Genomic DNA, 24,879 nt, shown 5'->3' with positions numbered 1-24,879 from the left:
AATTTAATAACCCCCGCAAAAAACTAATTTTGCCATCGTGATAAAATACGTGTTGAGCATTTTCCTGGTACTGATAACATTTGCGGCGATGGCGCAGAAAAAATCGGTAGTGATACTGCAGCGTTCCACCCGGTCCGACTATGTAAAGCAGGGCACCGAAGATTTTATCAAGGTTTACCAGGGCACTTTTAAGCAGGACTACTCGATCATGACATCAGATAGTGCCTACTTTTACCCGCAGAGAAACTCCTTTGACGCCTTTGGCAACGTGCACATTACCCAGGGGGATACCCTGAATATTTATGCCGACAAGCTGAATTATAATGGCAATAACAAAACTGCCATCCTTACCAACAATGTGCGGATGATTGATAAAGACGCCATTTTAACTACCAATTACCTTACCTACAACACCGCTACCCGCATAGGCACTTACCTTGACGGCGGTAAACTGATCAGTAAGGACAATGTGCTCACCAGTAAAAATGGCTATTACTTTGCACGGTCGCGGGATGCGTACTTCAGATACAATGTGAACCTGGTTACGCCGGATGCGCTCATTAAAACAGATACGCTCCGTTATAGCACTGCAACGCGTATAGCCTATTTTTTGGGCCCCAGCAATATTTACGATACAAAGGATAAAAAAGACACGCTTTATACCGAGAACGGATTGTACAATACCATTACTGAGCAGGCGTTTTTCGGCAAACGGAATGTTTACAAATCGGGCAGCAAGCGTTTAAAGGGCGATAGTTTGTTTTATGATAAGTTGAAAGGCTTTGGGCGAGGTGTGCGGCATGTAATATTTACAGATTCCGAACAAAAGATAACCATGACTGGCGACCTGATCACCTACTACAAAACCGATGAAAAAACGGTGGTGACCATTGACCCGAGGGTGATCATTGTTACCGAGGAACGCGATACTACTGCCAAAGCCGATAGCGCCCAGCGGGCCGACTCTGTTGCCAAAAGCAAAACTACTGCGGCCAGGCTTCCCGCTACGGTAAAAGGTAAACCGGTATCTGTTAATTTGCCAACGGTTGGGAGCGTATCGGTATCGTCACTATCTAAGCCGCAGCTTAATAAACTGCCTAAAGATACTGTGGTAAAAGTGCAGGCATCGGTTATTGCCCAGGCAAAGGCGCTCAATATGCCGCAGCTTAAGAATTTGCCAAGGGATACCTCCATACAGATCCGGCCGCCTGCCGGTACCATGCCCGTAAAAGCGCCGGCCCTTACGCGGCCTAAAAAAATAACGGATTCGCTGGCAACAATTACGCCGAAGCCAAAAACCAAAACAGATTCTGTATACCTATCTGCCGATACGCTGGAAACGCAGATAATGACGTTTAAGAATTACAAGCTGATGCTGGAGAAACTCCGCCTTTCGCGCATCCGGGATACGACAACACGGGTAAAAAAACCGGTAGCCAACGCTAAGACATCCAAACTATTAACAGCAGCGTTTACCACGTTTAGCACAGACAGCACAATGTATCATAAAGATATATTTGGTAAACCTAAGCCTGTTGCTGTAAAAGCAAAGCCGCAGCGCCGCACAGAGCCTGACCCTGCCGATAACGAGCCGGAGATAAAACCGTACAACATGAAGGCCCTGGCTGATACCGCCCGGATACGGATTGTAATAGCCCATCATAATGCTAAGTTATTCAAATCGGATCTGCAGGCTAAGGCCGATTCGATGTTTTATAGCTATAGCGACTCCACCATGCGCTGCTATGTAAACCCGATCATCTGGACACAAGGCTCCCAGCTGTCCGGCGATACCATTTATATGCAAATGCATAATAAAAAGCTGGATAACCTGGACATGTTCCCGTCTGCTTTGATCGTGAACGTTGAAAAAAAAGATTCCCTGCATTTTAACCAGGTAGCCGGTAAGCGTATGAAAGGATATTTCCGCAATGATAAACTGGACCGCATGTATGTTACGGGTAATGCGGAAAGTATTTATTTTGTAAGGGATAGCCTGGCGGTTAAAGAGATGCAGCGCTCGTTAAGCAGCCGGATGCGCATCAGGTTTAAAAATAACTCGGCATCCAACATCACTTTCCTGATCCAGCCGGATCACCGGTATGCGGGATTAGGTAAATTTACAGAGGAAGAACGGATCCTGAAATCATTTAAATGGAAACCGAAAGAACGGCCGATATCCAAGGAGTCGATACTGCCATCTTACAATCGCAAGCGTAACCCGCCGCCTGCTAAGCCGGCACCATCAAAACGGCCTTTGTCACCACAGGTAAAGGCAGCGGGCGATAGTACGCGCATCAAGCGGCCCGGCACCGGCTTTTCAGCTGGCGCCAAAACTGACTCAATAGCTTTAAAATCCAGCTTAAGCGATCCGGCAAATAAGGATTCGGCAATTGTGAAACCGGCAAGAATGCTTCCGCTGAAAAAGGACTCGGCAACCATTAAACCGCAACCTGTAGTTGCACCAAGAAAAGAACTGTAGATCTCTTAAAGTTAGTCCAGATTATTCAGAAATGCGATGAGTTGCTCCATTGCCCGGCCGCGGTGGCTGATGGCGTTCTTTTCGTCCATACCCATTTCTGCAAAGGTTATGTTATAACCCTCCGGCTCAAAGATGGGATCATAGCCAAAGCCGTCAGTTCCGCTCAGTTCATGGCGAATGATGCCGTTAACCGTTCCCTCAAAAAAACATTCCTTCCCTTCCCACATCAGTGATATTACTGTGCGGAACCTTGCTTTACGGTTAAGCTTCCCTTTTAGCCCGGTAAGCACCTTATCGATGTTTGCCTGGTGGTTGCCGTGGGTACCGGCATACCTTGCCGAATATATCCCCGGCTCGTTATTCAAAGCCTCTACTTCCAGCCCGCTATCATCGCCAAAGCAGTTAACGTGGTACTTAAAATAAATGTGCCTGCTTTTAATGGATGCATTATCAGCGAATGTTTTGCCGGTCTCTTCAATATCATCGTGGCAATGAATGTCATCCAGGCTAAGCAGTTTTATAGCGCCATTTAATTTAGCGGCAACTTCTTCCAGCTTGTGTTTATTATTAGTGGCAAATACCAATTGCTGCATGTTATAAATTTTTCATTTGTTCCCAAAAAGCCTTTTTGTTTTCGTTACTGGTCATCATCTCGTCAAAGCTAAAGCTGTAAAGTATGGCGATGGTGCTGGTCCGGATAGGCTGGTTTAAGCCAGGCTGCTTTAAGCCTGATGGAATTGCGGCTGCGCCCAGTATCAGTATCTTTTCCGGCTTAAAATGCCCATGCAGCTCCTTAATCGCCGCGGTTGGATAACTGTAAGTATTTAGTATCACTACATCCTCCAGGGCCAGTTCTTTACGCTTTAGTATGCTTTCTAAAGCGGCAAGGTGCGCATCAGCCATAAACTGCTCGACCGGGTAATTGGTCAGTATTAAAAAGCGTTTATTGTTATTCCCCAGATAATTAAACACCGGCTTCGGCGTTTCTAAAACTGATTGGGCAACAGGATCAACAACAGTCGGAGCAACTTCGGTTACCGGCTCAGGTGTAGCTTCCGCTTCAGCAGGTTCGTCAGCATTGGCGACATCTGTTTGAACCGGCTGAACAGGGTTAACCCCTTTGTCCTTATCCAGCAGGTAAAGTTCATCCTGCATAATAAAACGGAAGGCCTGCGGGTTGTCCACTTTCATATTTAACATTTTTTAACCAAAAGTAAGTAAACCGGCCGAAGCATTATCAGCATATTCGCACAACGGCTTAATTATACATTATTTTTAATAAATTTTACCGAAATTTGCACCTTAACGGACTAAGCACCCGTGTTATTATTTAAGTAATTCATGAAAAAATTAGGACTATCCCTTCTAAATATTTTGCTGATCCTGTCTGTAGCTCACGCGCAGGAAAAACGTACTATTGATAAAATAGCCGCCGTTGTTGGCGCAAGTGTTATACTGCAATCTGATATTGAATTAGAATACGCGCAATACCTGGTTAGCGGCCAACAGCCAAATCCGGCATTTAAATGCGTCATCTTACAAAATAAGCTTACACAAAAACTACTGGCCCAGCAAGCCATTATTGATAGTGTTACCGTTAAGGACGAAGAGGTGGACGCGGATATTGAGCGACGGATGCGCCAGTTTATGGCACGTGCCGGTGGGCAGGATAAGCTGGAGTCTTTTTTGGGCCGTTCTGTTATTCAGTACAAAGATGAGCTTCGCCCGGATATCAGGGAAGGGCTGATCGCTCAGCGTATGCGCCAAAAGATCACCGAAAAAGTAAACACTACCCCGCAGGACGTTAAAAATTATTTTGAAGCAAAAAAAGACAGTCTAAGTTCATATAACAAAGAGGTAGAGGTTGGCGAGATTGTTTTTACCCCTAAGTTGAACAAGGACGAAAAACAGTTTTATAAAGAAAAAGCTGAAGAGCTAAGGGCACGTGTTAAAAAGGGTGAGGACTTTGGTAATATCGCCCGTTCTTATTCACAAGATCCGGGATCTGCAGTAGAGGGTGGCGACCTGGGCTTTTTTGACCGCCAAACCATGGTGAAAGAATTCACAGCCAATGCCTTTAAACTTAAAGCCGGTGAGATCTCGCCTGTATTTGAGACCGAACATGGTTTCCACTTTTTGCAGGTTATAGAGCGCCGCGGAGAGCAGGTACACGCACGCCACATCCTGGTAGTACCTGCAATTACCGAGCAAAGCTTAGATCGCGCTAAAAAAACTGCCGATAGCGTTTACACCGTGATGAAAGGCATGAAAAAATTCGATTTTTCTAACGCGGCATCCGTATTTTCTGACGAAAACGAAACCAAGTATAATGGCGGTATGTTGCTTAACCTTGATAACGAGCAAACCCGTACCACACACATCCCTACAGACAAGCTTGACCCGCAAGTTGCTCTGATTACCGATACCATGAAAGTGGGCGGTTTATCTGCACCGCAACTGTTTACAGATTCGCGCACAGGCAAAAAAAGCTTTAAGATCCTTTACCTTAAATCTGTAACGGATGCTCACAAAGCCAGCCTGGAGCAGGATTTTGCTAAGCTGCGCGACGATGCCATGGCCGATAAACTGAACCGTACCGTTAGCCAGTGGTTTGAAAAACGCCGTAAAGAAACCTTTATTAAAATTGACCCCGAGTATCAGCAGTGCCCGCCGTTAAAAGGCTGGGTAACTACGCCAACCACCGCACAGGTTAATCCACAATAAGTTATATATGCAACACCGCTCGGACGTAGAGGCTGCTGATGCGCTGAAACAGGCTTACCAACAAATACGTGCCGAAATTGGCAAAGTTATTATTGGCCAGGACGAGGTGGTTAAGTTTGTACTGATCTCTATTTTTAGCAACGGGCATTGCCTGCTGGTTGGTGTGCCGGGCTTAGCTAAAACGCTGCTGGTACAAACCGTTGCGCAGGTACTCGATCTGGATTTTAAACGCATCCAATTTACGCCTGACCTGATGCCGTCTGATATTATCGGCTCGGAAATTTTGGGTGAGGACCGCAATTTTAAGTTCATACCGGGGCCGGTGTTCTCTAACATCATCCTGGCCGATGAAATAAACCGTACTCCGCCAAAAACACAGGCTGCGCTTTTAGAGGCCATGCAGGAGAAAGCGGTTACCGCCGCCGGCGTTACACACAAATTGTCGCAGCCGTTTTTTGTACTGGCTACCCAAAACCCTATTGAGCAGGAAGGCACTTACCCGCTGCCCGAGGCACAGTTAGACCGTTTTATGTTTAACGTAGCGTTGAACTATCCATCCTTTAAAGAAGAACTGCAGGTGGTTAAAAACACCACCAGTACCAATAAGGTAAGCATTGATAAGCAGCTTAATGCTGAACAGATCATTTACTTTCAGCAATTAGTAAGAAATATCCCTGTAGCGGATAATGTTTTAGAATATGCCGTTAAGCTGGTATCTAAAACGCGCCCGGACAGCGAATTCGCCACACCTCAGGTTAAACGTTTACTTAGCTGGGGTGCCGGCCCCCGTGCATCACAGTTCCTGATACTGGGCGCTAAATGCCACGCCGTATTAAACGGAAAATACTCGCCGGATATCGAAGATGTGCAGGCAGTTGCAAAACCTATTTTAAGCCATCGCATCGTACGCAGTTATCACGCTGAAGCCGAAGGGCTCTCTGCGAATGCAATTATTGAGCAACTCTTTTAAATTTAAATAATACCGACGAGCGATAACTCGTATCCAAATTGATACTAAAAAGAAAAGGCCGCAAATTGCGGCCTTTTCTTTTTGTTGAATATGCTATTAGTTCTCAACTGTCGAGAAAATTTCTAAAAGGATGTTCCATTTATGGCTGGCATCAATTTCCCAGATGCGTACATAATTGTAATTATTTACGATGTTGCCTTTTTTGATACGGGCCTTACCATAGCTGTAAGCAAGATCGGCGCTGGTAGATCGGCCGGCGTTAGCAGTTTCGGCGGAGATAGAGATACCTTCATTCGCCAGGAATTTTAACGCTTTATCCGGCCCGGTGATAGGCTGAAATCCGGGAAAATAGTAACGTGCTTCGGGGCTTAAAAATTCTTTATAAGCGGCCTGTGTTGATAACTCTAAAGAATGATTAAGCACCTTATCGGTGTTAAGGATAACATTTTTTCCGTTAAAAGGATCTTTACTTGCGGCTTTTTGCTTGGTCAGGTCAGGTTCTTTAAAGTCGGTTGGCGTTTCCTGCTCAGCCTCCGGATGCTGGATACCCAGGTTGATCAGCAGTTTAAATTTATTATCTGAAGCATCCAGGCGCCAAACTGACAGATAATCGCCATATACTTTATCATCCTCAGTCTTGCCATTTTGATAAATATAAGGTCCTGCCGTAAAACCCAGATCGCCGTTGGCAGATATCCTTGCAAATTTTGGCTGCGATACCAACTTACCTGGTTGTTTGTCAATGCTACCGTAAAACTCGGCTATTTTAATAGCCTGCGGTTTAAATACAATACCTTCAATATCAGCAACAGACAAAAAGCCTTGTTTAATACCTTTACGCTCAACTAACTTGTTAAAATCTTCTTCTGCGGAAACTACTTTACTTACAGTAACAGGTGTTGCGGTGGTGGCAGCGGTTTGTGCCGATACAATGTTTACAAAACCTGCCGATAGGATTACGGCGGCGGCTATTAATTTTTTCATATGTGATGCAATAGATTTAGCAGGCATTTATCAGTTTATATAAAGGTATGGCGGGCATGCCCTGCGCCCGTTGTACTTGTTGTTTTAAATTTTAACCCAGTCGGTAGTTCCCTGTTTGTTGTCATTCAGCTGGAAACCTGCCTGTTTAAGTCCTTCGCGGATCTTATCAGATGTAGCATAGTCTTTATTAGCCTTAGCTTCATTGCGCAGCTTAACAATCAATTCCATCAACTGTCCGGTATCGCCGCTTTCGGCCTTATCTTGTTTTAAACCTAAAACATCAAAGAAGAAATCGTTGTAGGTTTTCTTCATCCGTTCAAACGTTTGCGTCGATATCTCGCCCGAGTTACGGGTGCCCGCAGCAAATGAATTAACCCATTTGGACAGGTTGCTTAATGCCTCTAACGTTTTTGGCGAATTAAAATTGTCGTTCATGCCGCGATAGCAGTCCTCACAAAATTCGTTTATAGCCAAATCGGTTTCCGCTTCAACAGCAACAAGTGTATTTTGTTCTAATGATGCCAATTTTTTGGCAGACTCGGCCAGTTTTTTGTAAAAGATCTCGGCAGCTTCTATCGCTTCGTTACTGAAATCGACGGTGCTGCGATAGCTTGCCTGCATAAAAAAGAACCGTACCACCATAGGGCCATATCCTTTCTTTAACAAGGGGTGCGATCCCAAAAACAATTCATGCGGCAAAAAGCTATTCCCTAAGGATTTGGACATTTTTTGCCCGTTAGTTGTCAGCATATTGGTATGCAGCCAGTAAGACGCAGGGTTTTTACCGCAGCAAGCTACGCTTTGCGCAATTTCATTAGTGTGGTGGGTAGGCATCAAGTCGATACCGCCGCCGTGAATATCAAACTGCTGGCCCAAATACTTATTGCTCATGGCCGAGCATTCCAGGTGCCAGCCAGGGAAGCCCACACCCCATGGTGATGGCCATTTCATTAAATGCTCGGGCTTGGCTTTTATCCAAAGTGCAAAATCAAGCTTGCCGTGTTTTTCGTGCTGGCCGCCCAAACTGCGGGTATTGTTCAGCATATCCTCCAGCTTGCGGCCGTTTAAAATGCCATAATCCTGTGTTTGATTATATTTTTCTACATCAAAATATACCGAGCCGTTCTCTTCGTAGGCATACCCTTGGGCCAGGATGTCTTTAACCAACTCAATCTGCTCAATAATGTGCCCTGTAGCCGTAGGCTCGATACTAGGTGGCAGGGCATTAAATATTTGCATTACATTGTGGAAATCAACCGTATATTTCTGCACAATTTCCATAGGCTCCAGCTGGGCAATTTTGGCTTTTTTAGATACTTTATCTTCTCCCTCATCGCTGTCGCCCTCCAGGTGGCCAGCATCTGTAATATTACGTACGTAGCGTACCTTGTACCCCAAATGCAGCAGGTAACGGAATATCAGGTCGAATGAAATAAAAGTGCGGCAATTGCCTAAATGAACATCGCTATATACGGTAGGGCCGCAAACATACATGCCCACATGAGGGGCATTCAGCGGCTTAAACTCTTCTTTTTTACGTGTTAAAGTGTTGTAAACAAATAATTTTTGTTCCATGTGCGCAAACTTACAATTTTTTTGATTTGAAGCCGACAGGATTATTAATGGCTACGTTTATGTGACTATTGTTGCAGCAGGTGTTCAAACGTGTACTGCGGTTGATAGCCCAAACATCGCCCAGCCTTGTCAGACACATACACCCTGTCAATACTTGCAGGGAACGACCAGCCTTTTGCCCGGTAAATTGCTTCGGCTTGCGGATAGTATTTAAGGATAGCCTGAACAGGCGAATATTTCAGCACTTCCAGGTCCTCCTGTTTAAACGGCGATCCGCTCGAGATATTGAAGATCTCGAAATCGGTGAACGGAGCATCAAGCGCTAAGCGTAAAGCTTCAGCACCGTCGCGCTCATCCAACCCACGATAAAGGCGATGGTTGGTGCGCAGGTTATCATCTTCGGGCAAAAAGCGGCCAACACGGTAAACAGAAGCCTGCAAACCTTCTTTATAAAAGAAATCCTTACACAGCTGCTCGGCAGTTTGCTTTGTAATATCGTAGATGTCGCGCGGTTGTTCAATTAAATTTTCGTCTACCCAAACTGCCCTGCCTGCATCTACCATGGCGTTACCGTAGATAGAAGTAGTGCTGGTATAAAGGAATTTGCTGATTCCGTTTTTTACGCAGGTATTGAGCAGATTAAGTGTGCCGCAGATGTTGGTATCAATAAATGCCTCGCGCGGGTAGTTCAGTTCATAATGCTTACCATGAATGGCGGCAGTATGAATGATGGCATCAAACCCAAGGGCCGACAACTCAACTGCAGCTTTATCTTTGATATCTAAAAGTTCGTCAGTAGTATCAGCAGCAACTACATCAACCCCGTGCACATGATGGCCGTGTTGCCTTAAGTGCTTTACTGTGGCCGATCCTAATTGCCCTGATGATCCGGTAAGCCAAACTTTCATTTGCTGGGTTAATTTAATACCAATTCGGTTTTAAGAGGGTAATGATCTGATAGTTTCTTTTCGATGATCCGGTAATCGTTAACACCAATCTGCGGGCTAACCATTACAAAATCGATCTGGTAATTTGGAAAATCTCCGTTGTAAGTCCGTCCCAGTCCGCTGCCTTTTTCACGAAAGGCATTTTTTAACCCTTTGCTCATTTGTGTAAACGCAAATGATGCGGGGGTGTCATTAAAATCGCCGGCTATCACATAAGGGTAAGGGCAGTTTTTAGCGTGATCTTTAACCATAAAAACCTGTTCGGCACGTTTGGCAAAAGCACTTTTTAATTTACTTCCTACCCGTTTGGTAGCGTTCATATCTGTTTTACCCTGGTTTGACAACTTACCCAGGTACCGGTAGTCTTCCGGCTCAAAATGGATTGATTGTAAATGAATGCTGTATAACCGGAATTTAGCACCATTCTTATCAATATCTACCCAAAGGCATTGGTTACCTGTATTGGTTTTAAAATCTATCCAGCCGTGGTCAAGTATTTTATATTTACTAAAAATGGCTATCCCCATAGATTCATCGGGTACAGACTCGAACGGCTCGTAATAATATTCTTTACTGTTCAATATCTGCTTTAGCGAATCTATCATCTGGTACTGGCCACGTCTGCGCGTGTAAAACTCCTGCATGCCAATAACATCCGGGCTTTGATCTTTTATCAATTCTAAAAACTGGTGCCTTGAGGCCGGCGTATTGGGTGAGCCGTAAGGTTTAAAATTATGCACATTATAGGTCATCAGGGTGACTACATTTTTGTTTAGCGACGGGTCGCTATCTGCAGGTAATTTAAACCCGATGTTATTAGCCAAAACATTATAGCCTGCGGCAATGGTAACGACGGATAACAACGCATACCAGCTTTTTCGCAATAGCCAGTACGCACCCATAATTGCTGTAAAAAGCAACAGCGGCGGATAGGCCAATCCAAAAAAAGCAATGATCCAAACTTTACGCGGGTCGATGTACCCGGCAAGGTAACTTAACAAAAGGGCCAGGCAAAGCAGGCAATTGAAGTAAAAAAGTAATTTATTAAAAAAGCTTAACCCCTTTTTTTTAGCCATCACTATGGTTGCTTGCTCTAAACAGTGTCTCTTTTTCCTGTTTACTCAGGCTATCATACCCCGAGCCCGAAATTTTATCTAATATACGGTCAATCTCGTCCTGGCGGGGTAAATCATGTGATCTTTTTTGTGCGGTAGTATTGGCAACAACCGTCATTTTAGGCTTCGGCTTTTTAAATAGCTTATCTATTGCTAATATAAAATCGTTGCCGCGCTGTACTTGTTTAATGTAAATAAAACCCATCAGCGCGCCGCCCAGGTGGGCAATTTCGCCGCCGGCATTAGCGCCTGCTATGCCTAAAAAATCAATAATTATGTAAAACACCGCTATCCACTTTAGCTTTACCGGACCAATTAATATGAGGGAAATGGTATAATTAGGTAACAGTGTTGCAGTAGCTATTATAACCGCCATTACACTTGCCGATGCGCCAACAATGGTGCTGGTTGCCGCGGCGTTAACATTCGTAAAAGCCGGCAACAGATTATAGCAGGCTACAAATAACAAACCACCGGCCAGGCCACCAAAGATATAGAGGCCGATTGTACGCTTGTTACCCAGATATTCTTCAAAGATCTGCCCCATCCAATACAGCCAAAGCATGTTAAACAGGATATGGAATATACCCGCATGCATAAACATATAGGTAATGGGTGTCCAGAATCGGGTGAGCAATTTGGGCAATGATGCCGGCAAAAGCAGATAATCGTTTGTAAAATACAAAATGGCGCTATTACCAAACCCGCTAAAAAGCTGCTCGACAATAGCCGTGGCATTGATCAATAAAAAAACGATCACATTGATGCCGATCAGCAGGCTTATTTTACTGCCCGACTGCTGGATCTTATACTGAATATTTTGCCACAGGGTACTCATTTTCACAGAAAATTATATAACAATAACTACCATCTACTCATAAAAATTGTTTGGCTTTTGCACACGCCAGATCTTTAATAAGATAAAGCCGAACAGCGCGCCACCCAGGTGTGCAAAATGCGCTACCGAATCGCCAGAGAAACGGCCAATCCCCGAAAATAATTCAATAGCGATGTAGCCGATAACCACGTATTTTGCCTTAATAGGTACGGGGATAAACATGATCATCATTTCCAGATTAGGATATAGCATGGCGAAGCCAACCAGTATGCCAAATATAGCCCCTGAAGCACCCAACATTGGGGCGTTGAAAAACCCATACAAAGCTTGCGCGTTTTCCTGACTTCCATAATTAAAATAAGATGCTTCCAATTCCGGATGAGGAATGGTGAACGCCCCTGCAATAGCATGGATCTGGATAGCCTGAACTATCATATAAAGCACATAAGCGCCTATACCGGTGATGAAGTAGTAATTAAAAAACCTTTTAGACCCCAGCGTGGCTTCCAGCATTGGCCCGAAAGACACGAGCGCGAACATGTTAAAGAGGATGTGCGTGAAACCGCCATGCATAAACATATAGGTTATGATTTGCCATGGCTTAAACATTGGCGATAGCGGATAATAAGCAGCCAGATACAACCTTAAGTCAATTACCTGTGCCAGCGCATACGTAGCTATAAAGAAAATGATATTAATAATAAGCAGGTTTTTTACAACCGGCGGCATGTTGGCAAATGGTGATTGCATTGTTTAGTTATGAGTATATAGTTAAGCTGTTACGCTATTTTTCAAATCGTTCCGCTAATTCGGCCATGGTAAAGGTAGTAATAACAGGCTTGCCGTTTAAAGCTAAATTTGGCATTTGGCAGGCAAAAAGCTGGTCTACCAATTGGTTCATTTCCTCTAATGACAGCTTAACCCCCGTTTTGATAGCGGCGTTACGTGCCAATGAACGGGCAAGGTTATCGCGTTTATCTAACTTTAAAATAGTCAGGTTGTTTTTAAATCCCTCTAATAGCTGCTCCAGCAACTCATGCTCATTAGCGTTGCCAATATCTGCAGGAATGCCTTCAACAACAACAGTATTTTTGCCAAACTCGCGGATGTCGAAACCAAGCGCCCGGATATCAGGCAACAGTTCTCTCAATAACTCAAAATCGGCGCTGTTTAGTGTAACCGACTGCGGGAATAAGCTTTGCTGACTGGTACCCGAATGATTTTGCAATTGCAGTAAAAAGCGCTCGTACAAAATGCGCTCGTGTGCCGCCTGCTGACTGATGAGCATAAACCCCGATTTGATCTGCGACATGATGAAGCGGTTATGCACCTGGAAAAACTGGCGCTCGCTGCTTTTGGTTATTTCTTGTTCTTCAACCGCTGGCATACTTTGCTGCTCGTGCATTTCATGCTGCAGGATTTCCTCTTTTTTTGCAATCTCATACAGGGTATCCCAGTTGCGCGGGATAGCGGTTTGATGATGATTACCGGCAGAATTATCTCTCAGGAACGGGATTTCCCGCTCTGCTTTTTTCTCATTAGCAAAGGGGTTAAAATCGGGGTTGAAAGCGATCGACGGCTGTATGATCTCATCAAACGGTTTGGGTGTAATGAGGTGACCGATACTATTTTCCTGGTCAAAATCAAGCGTAGGAGTAATGTTGTATTTTCCTAAAGAGCGCTTAACTGCCGAACGGATGATGGCATAAATTGACTTCTCGTCCTGGTATTTAATCTCGGTTTTTGTGGGATGTACGTTGATATCGATCTTGCTTGGGTCTATATCAATAAAAAGCACGTACAGCGGGAAAGTTTCATCGGGCAGTAACTCCTGAAACGCCGTAAGCACTGCATGGTTAAGGTAAGCATCTTTAATAAAACGGTTGTTCACAAAAAAGAATTGCTCGCCCCGGGTTTTACGGGCAAACTCGGGCTTGCCTACAAAGCCACGCAGGTTAATAATGGTAGTATCCTCCTCTACCGGTACCAGCCGCTGATTATAATTATTGCCAAACAGGTGCACAATACGTTGTTTAATACCTGATGCCGGCAGATGATATACCTCCTGCCCGTCGTGATGCAGCGTTAAAAACACCTGCGGATTAGCCAGTGCTACCCGCTGAAATTCGTCTATAATGTGGCGCATCTCCACCGGGTTGCTTTTTAAAAAATTGCGCCGGGCAGGGGTATTATAAAACAGGTTTTTTATGGATATAGCGCTGCCTACGTTAGCCGAACAGGCTTCCTGTTTGATCACTTCGCTCCCCTCTATACAAATGCAGGTGCCTAACTCGTCTTCATGCCGGCGGGTTTTTAATTCCACCTGGGCAATGGCAGCAATAGAGGCCATTGCTTCGCCCCTGAAACCCATCGTCCGGATGGCAAACAAGTCTTCAGCCTTGCGGATCTTCGAGGTAGCGTGGCGTTCAAAACACATGCGCGCATCAGTAACACTCATGCCGCATCCGTTATCAATTACTTGTATCAGTGATTTTCCGGCGTCTTTCAGTATCAATTGAATTTTATCTGCACCGGCATCTATCGCGTTCTCTATCAATTCTTTTACTGCGGATGCTGGCCGTTGTACCACCTCGCCGGCGGCTATTTGATTGGCTACCGCATCCGGTAAAAGCTGAATTATATCTGGCATTAAATTGATTTCCCTTCTTCGCCAAAAGGCGGTTTTCTTTTCGATGCTAAATTAATTATTTGATTGCATAACTTTACGTTTACATAGTTGTATATAGTACTTACGCTATATTTATTTACATCCTCCTGTTAAAGATATATGAAGAAATTATGGCCCGTGCTGTTTTTGCTGGTAGCGGCATGCAAACAAAAAGAATACAATGCCGACCTGTTAGTTAAAAACGCCGTGGTGTATACGGTAGACAGCACCTTTACTACCGCGAACGCCTTTGTGGTAAGCGGAGGAAAGATTGCAGCTGTTGGTAATATTGATACCCTGGAGAAAAAATACCTGGCACGCGAGGTGGTAGATGCCGGTGGTAAGGCCGTTTATCCCGGGTTTATTGATGCACATGCTCACTTTTATGAATACGGCCTTGGCTTGCAGGAAGTTAAGCTTACCGGCGCTAAAAGCTGGCAGGCTGTGCTGGACACCGTTAACTCGTACTCCCGCCTTCATACGGAAGGCTGGATCATTGGCAACGGATGGGACCAGAACGTTTGGGCCAACAAAAACTTTCCTAACAAAGCTAAACTAGACTCATTATTCCCGGTACGACCTGTGATACTGAGCCGGATAGACGGCCATGCTGCTATTGCCAACCAGGCAGCATTGAATATTGCAGGTGTTAAACCCGGTCAAACCATCATCGGCGGTACTATAGAAACTGTTAAAGGCAAATTAACAGGCATTTTGGTAGATAATGCCGTGGGTATTGTTACCCGTAAGATCCCTTCACCAACCGAGCAGGTTACTCAAAATGCCTTGCTTGATGCGCAGCGCAATTGTTTTGCCGTTGGTTTAACCACTGTTGATGATTGCGGGTTACCTTATACCATGGTGAGCACTATTGCCGCCCTGCAGCACAAAGGTGATCTTAAAATGCGGATGTATGTAATGCTGGCCGACCAGGAAGAGAACTACGAATATTTGTTTAAACGGGGCGCTTATAAAACGCCGGGGTTAAATGTAAGGGCTTTTAAAGTATATGCCGATGGCGCCCTGGGCTCGCGCGGGGCCTGCCTGTTAAAGCCCTATGCAGATTCGGCTAAATGGAACGGTTTCTTACTAAGCAGCAAAGCACATTTTGAAGAGGTTGCAAAAAAGATAGCGGCAAAAGGTTTCCAGATGTGCACGCATGCCATTGGCGACTCTGCCAACCGCACCATACTTAAAATTTATGCCGAAAACCTAAAAGGCAAAAACAACAAGCGCTGGCGTATAGAACACGCACAGATAGTAGCGCCGGAGGATTTAAAACTTTTTGGTGATAACAATATCATCCCGTCGGTACAGCCCACACATGCCACATCTGATATGGTTTGGGCGGCTAAACGCCTTGGTGCAGCCCGGTTAAAAACGGGTTATGCCTACAAACAATTAATGCAGCAAAATGGATGGCTTCCACTAGGTACAGATTTCCCGGTAGAAAATATTAACCCGATGTATACGTTCTATGCAGCCACCGAACGTAAGGACCTGAAGGGATCTCCATCATCAGGGTTCCAGATGGAGAACGCTTTGAACCGGATAGAGGCTTTAAGGGGCATGACCACCTGGGCAGCAAAAGCGAATTTTGAAGAGAAGGAAAAGGGTAGCATAGAAGTTGGCAAATACGCCGATTTTATTATCCTTGACAAGGATATAATGAAAGTTAAAGGCGGTGAGCTGCCTAATGTTAAAGTACTAAAAACGTTTATAAATGGTGTTAAGGTTTATGAGAAAAAATAGCAGGAATTTATTTTTTATCCTGCTAACAGGTATAGTTCTTTTTAATTCGGCATGTGCACAGCAACCTCCCTTTACCGGAAAAGCTTATGTGCAGGAAGAGCGTTCGGTAGAGCAAACTACGGTGTTGTTAAACAATGAGAACAAGATTGTACCACTGCAAAGTTTAGAGACCACCAGGGTAGCCAGCATTCGTTTTGGTAACACTTATGCTATAGCTTTTGACAGCTTGCTAAACAAATACACAAAAGTGACCTCTTTTACCGGTAACGATTACCTGGGCGTGAAAACCCTGGACATGCTAGCAATGGATACCAAATTTTACAACACGCTTGTGGTACAGGTAAATGATATAGACCTAACTAATCCGCAGATCATAAACTTCATCGCTGCTAATCAAAAGATGAAGAATATGGTAATCGCTTACTGGGGCAATGGTTCATCTTTGGCCAAGCTTAATGATGTTACCGCGCCTATCATCTGGTCGGCAAGGGTAACGCCGGTATCGGCATTATATGTAGCTCAGGTGGTATTTGGCGGGCAGCCCATTACCCAACGATTAATTAAAACGTTTACGCCAAAATACAGATCGGGCAGTGGCTTTACTACCACTAAGATCCGTTTGGCTTATTCTGTGCCCGAAGACGCAGGCATCAACGCCGATAACTTAAAAGCCATAGACGATATCGCCCGCGAGGCAATACGCGAAAGAGCGACTCCGGGCTGCGTGGTTTTGGTTGCTAAAGATGGCAAGGTGATCTTTAACAAAGCTTACGGATATCATACTTACGATAACCTGCAGCCCGATAAGATCACCGACATATTTGATATCGCATCTATGACCAAAGTATCGGCAGCTACTATGGAAACTATGCAGCTGTATGACCAGGGTAAACTGATACTTGACTCAACAGCAGGGACTTATTTATCATCCACCCGCAAAACTAATAAAGCAAACTTAACTGTTCGCGAGATATTAGAACACCAGGCGGGTTTGATCCCGGATATTCAAACCTTTGGTAAGATCAAGCCTTCTGATCATGCAGCTGATTCATCAGTTGCCTATCCAACCAAAGTAAATAACGGTTACTTTTTAAGGAAAAATTATTTCGAGGATGTGATGTGGCCGGATGTTTTGAAGTCGCCCGTTAAAACACGAGGCCAATATGTTTATAGTGATGTTGGCCTGATCATGACGCAGCAAATCATCGAGACACTCAGCGCAACTCCGCTAAATATATCCGCACAAAAGAATTTTTATAATCCACTGGGGATGCAAACAGCAGGTTTTTTACCTTTATACCGTTTCCCTGCAGATCGCATCATACCAACAGAAAACGACCAAACGGATCGTCATTCATTGTTAATTGGGTATGTTCATGACCCAACCGCAGCCCTAATGGGCGGTGTTGCCGGCCACGCGGGCTTGTTTGCCACAGCGAACGATCTTGCCATACTTTACCAAATGATGCTAAACCGGGGTTTATATGGAGGCGTACAATACATCAAGCCTGAAACGGTCGACTTGTTTACAGCTAAGCAGTCTGCAGTAAGTCGCCGTGGTTTAGGTTTTGACCGCTGGGACCCTATTGCTGATAGGCACTATCCGTCAAAACTGGCATCCGATCAAACTTACGGACATACGGGTTATACCGGCACATGTATCTGGGTTGATCCTAAGTATAACCTGGTTTATGTATTCCTGTCAAACCGTGTCAATCCAACTGTGGGCAGTAAATTAGGCAGCCTCAACATCCGCCCAAGGATCCAGGATGCTATTTATGAGGCGATACAAAAGGGGATGTAACCACCTATAAATAACAAGAGCGGCAATCGCCGCTCTTGTTATTTATATCCAGAAATATGATTGTGTGTCTTTCTAAGCTACTTGCTGGTGGTCAGACGCTTATAACTAAAAAGTGCAAATGTCATTTCGAACGAACGACAGCGAGGAGAAATCTTTTTCAATATGCAATTTTCAGCTAAGCAAAGTAAGTGGATTTCTCACTACCTTTTAAGATGACAAGCGGTTATGATTCTTACACTAATCAATCCACTCAAACTTAGTATAGGGCACTAAACACTCCGGTACCTTAATACCTTTATCCGTTTGATTATTTTCTAACAGCGTAGCTACTATTCGTGGTAAAGCCAATGCACTGCCATTAAGCGTGTGAGCTAATTGTGTTTTACCCTCGGCATTACGGAAACGCAATTTTAAGCGGTTACTCTGGAAGGTCTCAAAGTTGGATACGGATGATACTTCTAACCAGCGGCCCTGCGCAGCGCTCCAGGTTTCCATATCATAGGTAAGGGCACTGCCAAAACCCATGTCGCCGCCGCAAAGACGTAACACACGGTATGGCAAACCAAGCTTTTGCAGCAAGCTTTGTACATGCGCGCTCATGCCCTCTAACACCTCGTAAGAGTTATCCGGGTGCACTACCTGTACAATTTCGACCTTATCAAACTGGTGCAAACGGTTTAAACCACGTACGTGCGCGCCATAAGAGCCTGCCTCGCGGCGGAAACAAGGCGTATGCCCGCAATTTTTAACCGGAAGTTCATTAGCCTTTAAAATCACGTCGCGATAAAGGTTGGTAATCGGCACTTCGGCAGTGGGGATTAGGTAAAGGTTGTCTATTCCTACATAATACATCTGGCCTTCTTTATCCGGCAGCTGGCTGGTGCCAAAACCTGAGGCTTCGTTCACCATCAGGGGAACGCTTACTTCGCTGTAACCCGCTTTTTCTGCTTCATCAATAAAGAAATTAATAAGCGCACGCTGTAGTTTGGCGCCTTTGTTTTTATACACAGGAAAACCTGCACCGGTTATTTTAACACCCAGTTCAAAATCTATCAAATTGTACTTAGCAGCCAGTTCCCAATGCGGTAGCGCATTGGTCGGCAACTCCGGAATGCTGCCGTTCTCCAGCACCACTTCATTGTCCTCCGGTGTTAAACCTTTGGGTACTGATGAGTGCGGCAGATTGGGCAACAGCACAAGCTTTTCCTGCAGCTCTTCTTCCAGCGCAGCTAATTGCTCAGCCAACTGCTTACCTTCTTCTTTCCATTTGCCGGTATTACCTTTAATAGCTTCAGCCTCGTCCTTTTTTCCGGTGCGCATTAGCTCGCCAATCTGTTTGGCAGCGGCGTTAGCTTGCGATGATACAGTATCCAGTTGGTTTTGAGTCTGGCGGCGTTTTTCGTCCAGTCCAATTACCTCATCCACCAATTCCGGCTGTTTAAAATTTTTTACAGCCAAACGTTCTAAAACCTGTTCCCTGTTATCACGGATATAACTAACTTGCAGCATTATTATAATTTTTAGGCAAAGATATAAATAAGTAGATAGACCATACCCGATAGTAGGTAGATATTTAGCTGCAGCAAATGTGCATTACTATCGGTTATCATCCATTTACTATCTACCAAAACCATGAACCCAACTACGCCCGGCAAACTATATTTGGTACCCACACCCATTGGTAACCTGGAAGATATGACCTTTAGAGCGATACGGATCTTGAAAGAGGCCGACCTGATACTTGCTGAGGACACACGTACATCTGCACCGATGCTAAAGCATTTCGAAATTCAGAATAAGGTTTTTGCACACCATCAGCATAATGAGCACCAAAGCAGCAACGAGATCATCAAGTTTTTACTGATGGGCCAAAACATTGCATTGATCTCTGACGCGGGTACGCCTGCCATATCTGATCCGGGTTTTTTCCTGGTACGTAAGGCGTTAAAATTTAATATCGCGGTGGAGTGCCTGCCGGGCGCAACAGCTTTTGTGCCCGCATTGGTTAACTCCGGTTTCCCCACAGATAAATTTTGTTTTGAAGGCTTTTTACCGCTTAAAAAAGGCCGGCAAACCCGTTACAAACAGTTGGCTACAGAAGAACGTACGCTGATACTTTATGAATCGCCACACCGTTTATTGAAAACGCTGGATGAAATGGCTATTTATTTTGGTGCCGACAGGCAGTTATCTGTATCGCGTGAGCTGACTAAGATGTTTGAAGAAACCGTGCGCGGTACTGTAACCGAGGTAAAGGCGTATTTTGAGACGCACCCCTTAAAAGGTGAGTTTGTAATGTGCGTAGCCGGTGCCCCCCCTGCCGAAGGTGATAAAAAAAAGCGGAAGTATGCGGATGATGATGAGGACTAAGTTTTGTCAAAGTAAATATGTCATTGCGAGCGATAGCGTGGCAATCTCCTCTTATGCAAATTAAACATTATGCAGATAAATGAATTTGCTATTTATATCATTACCAATAAAGTCAACACTGTATTTTATAGGAGTTACAAGTGATTTATCAGGGCGCATTTTACAACATAAACAAAAAACGTATAAAGGGTTTTCTGCAAAATACGATTGTAATAAATTGGTATATTTTGAGCAATTTCAATGGATACAGGATGCCATTGATCGTGAAAAACAGTTAAGCGGGTTCACGGCAAAAAAAGATAAATTTAGTAATAAACGAAAATCCAGCTTGGAATGATTTGAGCGATGGTTGGTATGATTGAAACCAAACGTTAATGCATTGGCTACGAGATTGCCGCGCTATCGCTCGCAATGACAATCAATCGTTCCTCGGAATGACGTAGTAAGTTTTACAATACAAAATGAAAAAAAATATTCCCTTATCTATCTTATCCGGCCTGGTGCTTTGGATTGCTTGGCCACCAACGCCGTATACTACCTTTTTACTTTTTTTAGGTTTTGTACCTATGCTGCTGGCAATGGAAAACATCATCGGGTCGACAACCGGCGGAAAGGGTAAAAAGATCTTTAACACTACCTTCATTGGCTTCTTTGTGTGGAATGTACTCTGCATCTACTGGGTTTATAATTCTTTGAAAACCATTGGCCCTGTTGTAGCGGCCCCTATCACGCTGATACCTTACGCGCTCGGCCCGCTGTTAATGGCTACAGCTTGCTGGTTATATTATCGGATGCGGTTAATTACCAACCGTGCACTGAGCCTTGTTGCACTGGTTTGCTTTTGGCTAGGTTATGAATACTTGCACCAAAGCTGGGACCTTAACTTCCCCTGGATGACGCTGGGTAACGGGTTCGCGGTATCACATCAGTGGATCCAATGGTATGAATATACCGGCGTATACGGCGGCACTATTTGGGTGTGGGTTATCAACATCCTTCTGTTTTTGTTATATATAGGATTGCGAGAAACACAAAACAGCAAATCGCGTATTAAATTGATAGCCGCTGTCCTGCTTATATTTGTTTTGCCGCTTGGTTTTTCTTTATACCGCTATTATAATTATAAAGAGGTGGTCAACCCATCCAACGTGGTAGTGGTTCAACCGAATGTAGACCCTTACGACAAAGGTATTATCCCGGTATACCAGCAGATTAAAACCCTTACCACTTTGTCAGATTCGATTGGCCAAACCAACACAGAATTCTTTATCTGGCCGGAAACCGCGATTGATGATTTTATTGATGAAGACCATATCCTTACCAGTACTCATTACGCGCAGGTGAAACAGTTTTTAAATAAATACAAAAACGGAAATGTTATAACGGGCGGCGAAACCTACCGTACTTATAATACCCGCGTAAATAAGACGGCTTCTCCAATGCCAAATGGGGGCTTCTGGGATCACTATAGCTCAGCAATTAATATCGAAAACTCGCAGAAAGTGCAGTTTTACCATAAATCGCGGCTGGTGCCGGGGGCAGAATCTTTGCCATTCGGTAATGCGTTATTCTTCCTGAAACCCGTATTTGAGCATTTAGGGGGTGCAACCGGGGCTTACACCGTTCAGGACCAGCCGGGAGTGTTTTATTCGCAAAGCGGAATAGGCGCTGCGCCTGTAATTTGCTACGACTCACTTTGGGGGGGCTGGGTAGCAAAGGCTGTCGATAACGGTGCACAGTTTATTGCTATTATAACCAATGATGGCTGGTGGGAAAACACCTCCGGTAAGGATCAGCATATGGATTATGCCAAACTGCGGGCTATCGAGACACGCAGATGGGTATGCCGATCGGCTAACACCGGCATTTCGGCATTCATTAATCAACGGGGCGATGTGGTGCAACAAAGTAAATGGTGGGTAAGAGCGGCGCTGAAGCAGGATATTAATCTTAATACCGAAGTTACCTTTTACTCCGCCCACGGCGATTATTTGCCTAAAACCGGCAGTGCCTTAGCTATTTTCGGCATTGTGTTCCTGGTTATAAAAAGGCGTAAGAAATAAAGTTATTGATTACGTTTGATCATAAACTCCAGCAGATCGTTAATAGGCTGGCGGATGATCTTGCCTACATGCACATCGTTTTCTTTACAAATAGTGTTCAGTTCGGCGGAGAAAACGTATGCGACAGATCCTACAAAGTGGCACTTGAATTTGTTAAACTGAGGATAGGATTTTACATTAGTATCTATAAACTCCTGAAATATCACTCTAAGCAGGTGTTGGGCATAGTCAGTTTGCCTGATATCGCTTAAAAATTTGGAGAATGACGCCAGGTATGAATTTGCCCTGGGCATCTGGTACACATTTTTAATAACGATCTCCTTATTCAGTTGATAAGCATTATTAAACTTCATACTGATATCTAACGGCATCCGCCCATATAAAAAATCAGTGACCAGAATCTTACCGATTGCGGTACCAGCCCCTTTATCTCCTAATACATAGCCAAGCCCGTGTTGCCCGTCGTGAATATCTTCACCGTCAAAAAAAGATATATTTGAGCCGGTGCCTAATATACAGCAAAAACCTTTTTCGCGCCCGCAAGTGGCATATGCCGAAGCCAAAAGATCGCTGTCCACACTGATATATGACCGGGTAAAAAATGTGCTGAGCGCGTTAGAAATGATCTCATGCCTGTCCGGGCTTGAGCATCCCGCACCAAAGAAGTAGATCTCATCTATCTGTCCGGCATAAGCTATCAGCTCGGGGATCTGTTCCTGTAAAATTTTAACGATCTCTTTCTCGGTAAGGAAGTATGGGTTTAACCCTACGCACCTGAATGCTTTGGGTTCTTCGCCTGCTATCTCAAGCAGCCAGTCTGTTTTGGATGATCCGCTATCTGCTACTAAAATCATGTACAAAGTTCCTCAAGCGCTTCGTGCGTGAGGGGTTTATGCACAAACTGTGCAACGTATTTATTATTAAGTGAATTACTCATATCGGTAGGGTCAAGTGATGATGAAAGCATAAATATTTTCACTTTCTCTTTACCTTCCCATTCAATAGTCTCAAACTCCAGCAAAAACTCAAAGCCGGTCATCTGCGGCATGCGAATATCCAAAAATATCACATCAGGTTTTACGCTGCCATCGCGCAGGGCTTCAATAGCATCTGTAGGCGATTGGTGCACTACAATATCCTCTGCAAATTTGCCACTTTCCAAAATCTTGCGCGTGACAAAATTATCTATGTAATTGTCATCTATCAGCAAGCAGGTTTTGTAGCGAACAGGCATTTTTTAAAATATTAACAATATTAAATATTCTTATTGAATATTTATACTGTTAGTTATTTGTTTTAACGTAACCTCTGCCATTTTAGATTGGTATTGCGCCGAAAAGAAAACAGATTGCGCGTTAAGATAATCACGCTGCGCCGTACGGATCTCTAAAGGTGTGATATTACCTATCTTATACTTTTCTAATGATATTGCCAGTGTTTTGCGGGTAAGCTCTACATTCGACTGGCTAAACCTGATCAGATCGAGCCCGGCAAGGTAAGCCACGTAAAAATTATTGATATCGGCTTCCACATTTAGGCGGGTTTGTTTGGCCTGCAGTTCAGCGTTATTGATCTGCAGTTTTGCATTGCGCTCGCGCCGCCATTGGTTTAACCCGTCGAAAATATTAATAGTAGCTGTTAGCCCGTAATTAAACCCTTTGTTATTTTGGCGCAACGTAAAGCCGGCAGGAGTGCTGCTATTAGTAAACACATAGCCAGATGTTACCCCTATTTGAGGGTAACGGGTAGATTTTATCTGCCTAAGATTGATCTCGGCAAGGCGGCGGTTAATTTGCGCAGCCAAAATATCCGGGTTTTGCGATTGTGCCTTACCAAGTATATCGCCCAGGATCAGTTTGTCATCTATCATAATTGTATCGCCGACGGAAAAATCTGTCTGAAGATCGCGAACCAGTAGTTGATTAAGCTGGATCTTGGTAGTACGGAACTGCTGGACTTGTGTGATCAACGATGCTGTATCGGTGTTTAACGCCACCTGCGCGTTGTAAACATCCAGTTTAGATACCCGGCCTACGTTAAACTTATCGTTTGAGTAGCGCAATTGCGTGCGCGAGATCTCGATAGCTCCAACCAGGGCTTTGATCTGTTGGTTTTGGCTGATCAGGTTATAATACGTGTTGATTACGTTAGCAACCGTTGTTTGAATGGTATCCTGCAAACGGATTGCGCCTAATTTATCAAGCTGCTTTAGCTGATCATAATTGGCAAACATATTAAAGCCGTCAAATATGGTCCAGTTAAGGTTAACGCCGTAGTTATTGTTAGAGTTATGGGCGTTATTAATATTATTTACCGTACCATCGGTACGGGTTTGCCGGGTAGTTTGTATTCCGTTTGTGGTGGCGGCATCGCCGGTAACAACGGGCAAAAACCCTGCATTACCTATAGTCACATTATTGCCGGCAATAGTTTTATTATTTTGAGACAGCTTAATGTTATAATTATTAGCCAGTGCTATTTCTACAGCATCTTTTAAAGTGAGCAAAGGCGCGTTCTGCGCACGTACACCCGTTGTTAAAGCTGCGGCGCAAAAAATCAAGCAAAGTATTTTATTAAATTTCATATT

The 24,879-nt window shown here is 44.3% G+C and carries 21 protein-coding genes; 8 read left to right on the top strand and 13 right to left on the bottom strand.

All coding sequences use genetic code 11. From position 1 onward, the window contains the following. The first annotated feature begins 37 nt into the window (after positions 1–37). A complete protein-coding gene (locus ACE5CV_RS13950; RefSeq protein ID WP_374950797.1) occupies positions 38–2,482 on the top strand; it encodes an OstA-like protein in 2,445 nt (814 codons plus the stop codon). Positions 2,483–2,493: 11 nt separating this feature from the next. Here ACE5CV_RS13950 and ACE5CV_RS13945 read toward each other — a convergent pair whose 3' ends face one another. Beyond that, positions 2,494–3,075 carry a non-canonical purine NTP diphosphatase gene (locus ACE5CV_RS13945; protein WP_374950796.1) on the bottom strand — a complete coding sequence of 194 codons (582 nt, stop codon included), beginning with the start codon at positions 3,073–3,075 and terminating at the stop codon, positions 2,494–2,496. A 1-nt stretch (position 3,076) separates the two neighbouring features. Then, positions 3,077–3,673 carry a hypothetical protein gene (locus tag ACE5CV_RS13940; protein WP_374950795.1) on the bottom strand — a complete coding sequence of 199 codons (597 nt, stop codon included), beginning with the start codon at positions 3,671–3,673 and terminating at the stop codon, positions 3,077–3,079. Between the two features lie 150 nt (positions 3,674–3,823). On the opposite strand from ACE5CV_RS13940, the gene ACE5CV_RS13935 reads away from it, so the two are divergent. Both ACE5CV_RS13935 and ACE5CV_RS13930 read left to right on the top strand, forming a co-directional pair. After that, the gene (locus ACE5CV_RS13935; protein WP_374950794.1) at positions 3,824–5,206 is read left to right on the top strand and encodes a peptidylprolyl isomerase; all 1,383 of its coding nucleotides are present in this window, start codon (positions 3,824–3,826) and stop codon (positions 5,204–5,206) included. A 7-nt stretch (positions 5,207–5,213) separates the two neighbouring features. Continuing rightward, positions 5,214–6,176 (top strand): AAA family ATPase, encoded by a 963-nt coding sequence (locus tag ACE5CV_RS13930; RefSeq protein WP_374950793.1) that lies wholly within the window; start codon positions 5,214–5,216, stop codon positions 6,174–6,176. Between the two features lie 96 nt (positions 6,177–6,272). Here ACE5CV_RS13930 and ACE5CV_RS13925 read toward each other — a convergent pair whose 3' ends face one another. From ACE5CV_RS13925 to mutL, 7 genes are all read right to left on the bottom strand, one after another. After that, entirely contained in the window at positions 6,273–7,160 is an 888-nt protein-coding gene (locus ACE5CV_RS13925; RefSeq protein WP_374950792.1) for a hypothetical protein, read from the bottom strand. 84 nt (positions 7,161–7,244) lie between these two features. Beyond that, entirely contained in the window at positions 7,245–8,735 is a 1,491-nt protein-coding gene (gene cysS, locus ACE5CV_RS13920) for a cysteine--tRNA ligase (protein WP_374950791.1), read from the bottom strand. A 65-nt stretch (positions 8,736–8,800) separates the two neighbouring features. Beyond that, positions 8,801–9,643, bottom strand: coding sequence for an NAD-dependent epimerase/dehydratase family protein (locus tag ACE5CV_RS13915; RefSeq protein ID WP_374950790.1), 843 nt, complete (start codon positions 9,641–9,643; stop codon positions 8,801–8,803). Positions 9,644–9,651: 8 nt separating this feature from the next. Beyond that, entirely contained in the window at positions 9,652–10,758 is a 1,107-nt protein-coding gene (locus ACE5CV_RS13910; RefSeq protein ID WP_374950789.1) for an endonuclease/exonuclease/phosphatase family protein, read from the bottom strand. Further along, positions 10,751–11,635, bottom strand: a complete 885-nt coding sequence (locus ACE5CV_RS13905) for a rhomboid family intramembrane serine protease (protein ID WP_374950788.1) — start codon at positions 11,633–11,635, stop codon at positions 10,751–10,753. Before ACE5CV_RS13905 ends, ACE5CV_RS13910 begins: the two co-directional genes overlap by 8 nt. A 33-nt stretch (positions 11,636–11,668) precedes the next feature. After that, a complete protein-coding gene (locus ACE5CV_RS13900) occupies positions 11,669–12,385 on the bottom strand; it encodes a rhomboid family intramembrane serine protease (RefSeq protein ID WP_374950787.1) in 717 nt (238 codons plus the stop codon). 34 nt (positions 12,386–12,419) lie between these two features. Beyond that, positions 12,420–14,285, bottom strand: coding sequence for a DNA mismatch repair endonuclease MutL (gene mutL / locus ACE5CV_RS13895; protein ID WP_374950786.1), 1,866 nt, complete (start codon positions 14,283–14,285; stop codon positions 12,420–12,422). 138 nt (positions 14,286–14,423) lie between these two features. Here mutL and ACE5CV_RS13890 point away from each other — a divergent pair, with 138 nt between their 5' ends. Together ACE5CV_RS13890 and ACE5CV_RS13885 are read left to right on the top strand one after the other, a co-directional pair. Then, positions 14,424–16,055: an amidohydrolase gene (locus ACE5CV_RS13890; protein ID WP_374950785.1), complete on the top strand. Its 1,632-nt coding sequence runs from the start codon at positions 14,424–14,426 to the stop codon at positions 16,053–16,055. Beyond that, the gene (locus tag ACE5CV_RS13885; protein WP_374950784.1) at positions 16,042–17,859 is read left to right on the top strand and encodes a serine hydrolase domain-containing protein; all 1,818 of its coding nucleotides are present in this window, start codon (positions 16,042–16,044) and stop codon (positions 17,857–17,859) included. The genes ACE5CV_RS13890 and ACE5CV_RS13885 overlap by 14 nt, the downstream gene beginning before the upstream one ends. Positions 17,860–18,096: 237 nt before the next feature. Here ACE5CV_RS13885 and serS read toward each other — a convergent pair whose 3' ends face one another. Beyond that, positions 18,097–19,368, bottom strand: a complete 1,272-nt coding sequence (gene serS, locus ACE5CV_RS13880; protein WP_374950783.1) for a serine--tRNA ligase — start codon at positions 19,366–19,368, stop codon at positions 18,097–18,099. Positions 19,369–19,491: 123 nt separating this feature from the next. Between serS and rsmI the strand changes: the two genes are divergently transcribed. The 3 genes from rsmI (at position 19,492) to lnt (ending at position 22,292) form a co-directional block, all read left to right on the top strand. Next, a complete protein-coding gene (gene rsmI, locus ACE5CV_RS13875; RefSeq protein ID WP_374950782.1) occupies positions 19,492–20,229 on the top strand; it encodes a 16S rRNA (cytidine(1402)-2'-O)-methyltransferase in 738 nt (245 codons plus the stop codon). A gap of 79 nt (positions 20,230–20,308) precedes the next feature. Beyond that, positions 20,309–20,566 carry a GIY-YIG nuclease family protein gene (locus ACE5CV_RS13870; RefSeq protein ID WP_374950781.1) on the top strand — a complete coding sequence of 86 codons (258 nt, stop codon included), beginning with the start codon at positions 20,309–20,311 and terminating at the stop codon, positions 20,564–20,566. Positions 20,567–20,690: 124 nt separating this feature from the next. Continuing rightward, positions 20,691–22,292 carry an apolipoprotein N-acyltransferase gene (gene lnt / locus ACE5CV_RS13865; protein WP_374950780.1) on the top strand — a complete coding sequence of 534 codons (1,602 nt, stop codon included), beginning with the start codon at positions 20,691–20,693 and terminating at the stop codon, positions 22,290–22,292. Between the two features lie 2 nt (positions 22,293–22,294). Here lnt and ACE5CV_RS13860 read toward each other — a convergent pair whose 3' ends face one another. The 3 genes from ACE5CV_RS13860 to ACE5CV_RS13850 are packed head-to-tail and all read right to left on the bottom strand — an operon-like array spanning position 22,295 to position 24,876. Continuing rightward, entirely contained in the window at positions 22,295–23,146 is an 852-nt protein-coding gene (locus ACE5CV_RS13860; protein ID WP_374950779.1) for an N-acetylglucosamine kinase, read from the bottom strand. Continuing rightward, positions 23,143–23,526 carry a response regulator gene (locus tag ACE5CV_RS13855; protein WP_374950778.1) on the bottom strand — a complete coding sequence of 128 codons (384 nt, stop codon included), beginning with the start codon at positions 23,524–23,526 and terminating at the stop codon, positions 23,143–23,145. Before ACE5CV_RS13855 ends, ACE5CV_RS13860 begins: the two co-directional genes overlap by 4 nt. 30 nt (positions 23,527–23,556) lie before the next feature. Continuing rightward, a complete protein-coding gene (locus tag ACE5CV_RS13850; RefSeq protein WP_374950777.1) occupies positions 23,557–24,876 on the bottom strand; it encodes a TolC family protein in 1,320 nt (439 codons plus the stop codon). Positions 24,877–24,879 lie beyond the last annotated feature (3 nt).

It is taken from the genome of Mucilaginibacter sp. (genome assembly GCF_964263795.1).
Lineage (GTDB): Bacteria > Bacteroidota > Bacteroidia > Sphingobacteriales > Sphingobacteriaceae > Mucilaginibacter.
This window is presented reverse-complemented; position numbering and strand designations above follow the sequence as displayed.